The organism is Azospirillum sp. UFLA03-27 (assembly GCF_059803775.1).
In genome coordinates this window covers 1-3,553 of the sequence record NZ_JAUQTX010000400.1, presented here as the reverse complement: position 1 = coordinate 3,553, position 3,553 = coordinate 1, and the positions used below count along the sequence as shown (strand labels likewise).

Here is a 3,553-nt window from a genome sequence, read left to right as displayed (position 1 = left end):
GCGTATAATCGTCGGCAGCGTCAGATGTGTATAAGAGACAGCCGCGGACCAGCGCGCCGGCAAGCCGGGTATAGACGTCCTTGCACACCTCCTCGGTGCGGTTGCGCGGCAGATCGACGAAGTTGGCGTAGGCGACGATCCGCCGATCCTGGAAGCGGTAGAAGACGCCGCTGCGCGACACCTCGGTCCGCAGATCACGGGACAGCCCGTCCACCGTGTCGTGCAGGTCGCCGCGCAGCCGGGTCATGCCCCAGTCGAGCAGGGTCACCGGCTCCCGCGACAGCCAGTCCAGCGCGTCGCGGGCCTGAACCGGCCCCGGGATGAAGGGCAGAAACATGAAGGACGGCAACAGGACGAGCGCGACGAAACACCTCATGGCGTCGGGCCTCCGGACCATCGTTGCGGTGCGACCGTGGCAGCAATGCTATGCCAGGAGCGCGGCCATAGCCAGCCGGATTCCGGGCCGCATGCCGCGCCCAAGCGGAGGTACCCCCGTCAGTCCTCCAGCAGGAAGTCGCGCACCACGGCGATCTGGTCTCCGGTCATCAGCGCCGGGGCGTGGCCGGTGTGGGCGAACTCCACCAGACGGGCCTTGGGCCCGCGGCGGGTCATCTCCTCCGCCGTCTCCGCCGGAAGGATGTCCGAGGTGGCGCCGCGCAGCACCAGAACCGGGCAGCGGATGCGGTCCCAGACGGCCCACAAATCCACGTCCTCCATCGGCTGCGCCTTGAACGCCTCGGCGATGGCCGGGTCGTAGGCGAGGCCGTAGCAGCCGTCCGGACGCAGACGGGCGCTGTGCTCCGCCATGTGGCGCCACGCCTCGTCGGGAAGCCGCCCGAACCCCATCAGGACGAAGCGCAGATAGGATTCGACCGCCGCCAGGTCCTCGAACACCGGGTCCTTGCCGACGTAATCGGCGATGCGCTGCAAGCCCGCCTTCGGGATGAAGGGGCCGATGTCGTTGACGACCAGACGGCGGATCGGACTGTCGGGCTGGGCGGCCAGCAGCATGCCGATCAGCCCGCCCATGGAGGTGCCGACCCAATCCACCGCCTCCACCCCCAGCCGGGCGATCAGCGCCGCCATGTCGGCGCAGTATTGCGGGTAGCCGTAGAGCGTCGGGTTGGCCAGCCGGCCGCTCTTGCCGCGCCCCACCACATCCGGGCAGGCGACGCGGTAGCGGTCGGCCAGATCGAGCGCCAGCGCGTCGAAATCGCGGCCGTTGCGGGTCAGGCCATGCACGCAGACGGCGGTGCGGGCCGCGTCCTCGCGCCCCCATTGGGTGTAGGCGACGCGGTGGAACCCCGCCGCGCTGAGGCCGAGAAAGCTGCGTTCGGACATCGGCACGGGTGGCCCCTCCCCTGTTGGTTCGCTCTCAGCCCTTGCCGGGCTTCGCCAGTTCCGCCGCCTGCCGGACGACCATGGGCGACGGGTCCGCCACCGCGGCGTCGAAGGGATGCCGCGGCGCATCGTACAAGCGGCGGATGGAGCGCACGTAGTTCCGCGTCTCCTCGTAGGGCGGAACGCCCCGGTAGCGGTCCACGGCCCGCTCCCCCGCGTTGTAGCCGGCAAGGGCCAGCGTAACGTCCCCCTGGAAATAGGCCAAGAGCCAGCGCAGGTAGCGCACGCCGCCACGTATGTTCTGGGCGGGGTCGAAGACGTCGGACACGCCGAACCGCTCCGCCGTGTCGGGGATGAGCTGCATCAGCCCCGCCGCCTCCTTCGGCGACACCGCGTCGGAGCGGAAGGCGCTCTCCACCCGGATCACCGCCATGACCAGCGCCGGGTCGAGGCCGTACTGGGGCGCGGTCTTGTGGACCAGCGCGATGATCTCCGGCGGCGGGGCTGATGCAGCTCATCCCCGACACGGCGGAGCGGTTCGGCGTGTCCGACGTCTTCGACCCCGCCCAGAACATACGTGGCGGCGTGCGCTACCTGCGCTGGCTCTTGGCCTATTTCCAGGGGGACGTTACGCTGGCCCTTGCCGGCTACAACGCGGGGGAGCGGGCCGTGGACCGCTACCGGGGCGTTCCGCCCTACGAGGAGACGCGGAACTACGTGCGCTCCATCCGCCGCTTGTACGATGCGCCGCGGCATCCCTTCGACGCCGCGGTGGCGGACCCGTCGCCCATGGTCGTCCGGCAGGCGGCGGAACTGGCGAAGCCCGGCAAGGGCTGAGAGCGAACCAACAGGGGAGGGGCCACCCGTGCCGATGTCCGAACGCAGCTTTCTCGGCCTCAGCGCGGCGGGGTTCCACCGCGTCGCCTACACCCAATGGGGGCGCGAGGACGCGGCCCGCACCGCCGTCTGCGTGCATGGCCTGACCCGCAACGGCCGCGATTTCGACGCGCTGGCGCTCGATCTGGCCGACCGCTACCGCGTCGCCTGCCCGGATGTGGTGGGGCGCGGCAAGAGCGGCCGGCTGGCCAACCCGACGCTCTACGGCTACCCGCAATACTGCGCCGACATGGCGGCGCTGATCGCCCGGCTGGGGGTGGAGGCGGTGGATTGGGTCGGCACCTCCATGGGCGGGCTGATCGGCATGCTGCTGGCCGCCCAGCCCGACAGTCCGATCCGCCGTCTGGTCGTCAACGACATCGGCCCCTTCATCCCGAAGGCGGGCTTGCAGCGCATCGCCGATTACGTCGGCAAGGACCCGGTGTTCGAGGACCTGGCGGCGGTCGAATCCTATCTGCGCTTCGTCCTGATGGGGTTCGGGCGGCTTCCCGACGAGGCGTGGCGCCACATGGCGGAGCACAGCGCCCGTCTGCGTCCGGACGGCTGCTACGGCCTCGCCTACGACCCGGCCATCGCCGAGGCGTTCAAGGCGCAGCCGATGGAGGACGTGGATTTGTGGGCCGTCTGGGACCGCATCCGCTGCCCGGTTCTGGTGCTGCGCGGCGCCACCTCGGACATCCTTCCGGCGGAGACGGCGGAGGAGATGACCCGCCGCGGGCCCAAGGCCCGTCTGGTGGAGTTCGCCCACACCGGCCACGCCCCGGCGCTGATGACCGGAGACCAGATCGCCGTGGTGCGCGACTTCCTGCTGGAGGACTGACGGGGGTACCTCCGCTTGGGCGCGGCATGCGGCCCGGAATCCGGCTGGCTATGGCCGCGCTCCTGGCATAGCATTGCTGCCACGGTCGCACCGCAACGATGGTCCGGAGGCCCGACGCCATGAGGTGTTTCGTCGCGCTCGTCCTGTTGCCGTCCTTCATGTTTCTGCCCTTCATCCCGGGGCCGGTTCAGGCCCGCGACGCGCTGGACTGGCTGTCGCGGGAGCCGGTGACCCTGCTCGACTGGGGCATGACCCGGCTGCGCGGCGACCTGCACGACACGGTGGACGGGCTGTCCCGTGATCTGCGGACCGAGGTGTCGCGCAGCGGCGTCTTCTACCGCTTCCAGGATCGGCGGATCGTCGCCTACGCCAACTTCGTCGATCTGCCGCGCAACCGCACCGAGGAGGTGTGCAAGGACGTCTATACCCGGCTTGCCGGCGCGCTGGTCCGCGGCTGTCTCTTATACACATCTGACGCTGCCGACGATTATACGC

Annotated in this window: 4 protein-coding genes and 2 pseudogenes; 3 read left to right on the top strand and 3 right to left on the bottom strand. The window is 70.0% G+C overall.

The annotated features are described in order from the left end of the window. The 3 genes and pseudogenes from Q4I23_RS31430 to Q4I23_RS31420 form a co-directional block, all read right to left on the bottom strand. A pseudogene (locus Q4I23_RS31430) lies at positions 1-376 on the bottom strand (hypothetical protein); the annotation flags it as partial. Between the two features lie 119 nt (positions 377-495). Continuing rightward, on the bottom strand, positions 496-1,347 hold the full coding sequence (locus Q4I23_RS31425) for an alpha/beta fold hydrolase (RefSeq protein WP_498528817.1): 852 nt from the start codon (positions 1,345-1,347) through the stop codon (positions 496-498). Between the two features lie 28 nt (positions 1,348-1,375). Further along, positions 1,376-1,774: a lytic transglycosylase domain-containing protein gene (locus Q4I23_RS31420; protein ID WP_498528819.1), complete on the bottom strand. Its 399-nt coding sequence runs from the start codon at positions 1,772-1,774 to the stop codon at positions 1,376-1,378. Positions 1,775-1,848: 74 nt separating this feature from the next. Here Q4I23_RS31420 and Q4I23_RS31415 point away from each other — a divergent pair, with 74 nt between their 5' ends. From Q4I23_RS31415 to Q4I23_RS31405, 3 genes and pseudogenes are all read left to right on the top strand, one after another. Further along, positions 1,849-2,178: a lytic transglycosylase domain-containing protein gene (locus tag Q4I23_RS31415; protein ID WP_498528818.1), complete on the top strand. Its 330-nt coding sequence runs from the start codon at positions 1,849-1,851 to the stop codon at positions 2,176-2,178. 28 nt (positions 2,179-2,206) lie between these two features. Further along, complete coding sequence (locus Q4I23_RS31410) at positions 2,207-3,058, top strand: alpha/beta fold hydrolase (protein ID WP_498528817.1); 852 nt, start codon at positions 2,207-2,209, stop codon at positions 3,056-3,058. Positions 3,059-3,177: 119 nt separating this feature from the next. Then, positions 3,178-3,553, top strand: a pseudogene (locus tag Q4I23_RS31405) (hypothetical protein); the annotation flags it as partial.

What these genes read in the sequence shown, in the direction of transcription:
- Q4I23_RS31420 (WP_498528819.1), bottom strand. Translation starts at nt 1,774, where the DNA reads ATGGCGGTGATCCGGGTGGAGAGCGCCTTCCGCTCCGACGCGGTGTCG.
- Q4I23_RS31415 (WP_498528818.1), top strand. Translation starts at nt 1,849, where the DNA reads ATGCAGCTCATCCCCGACACGGCGGAGCGGTTCGGCGTGTCCGACGTC.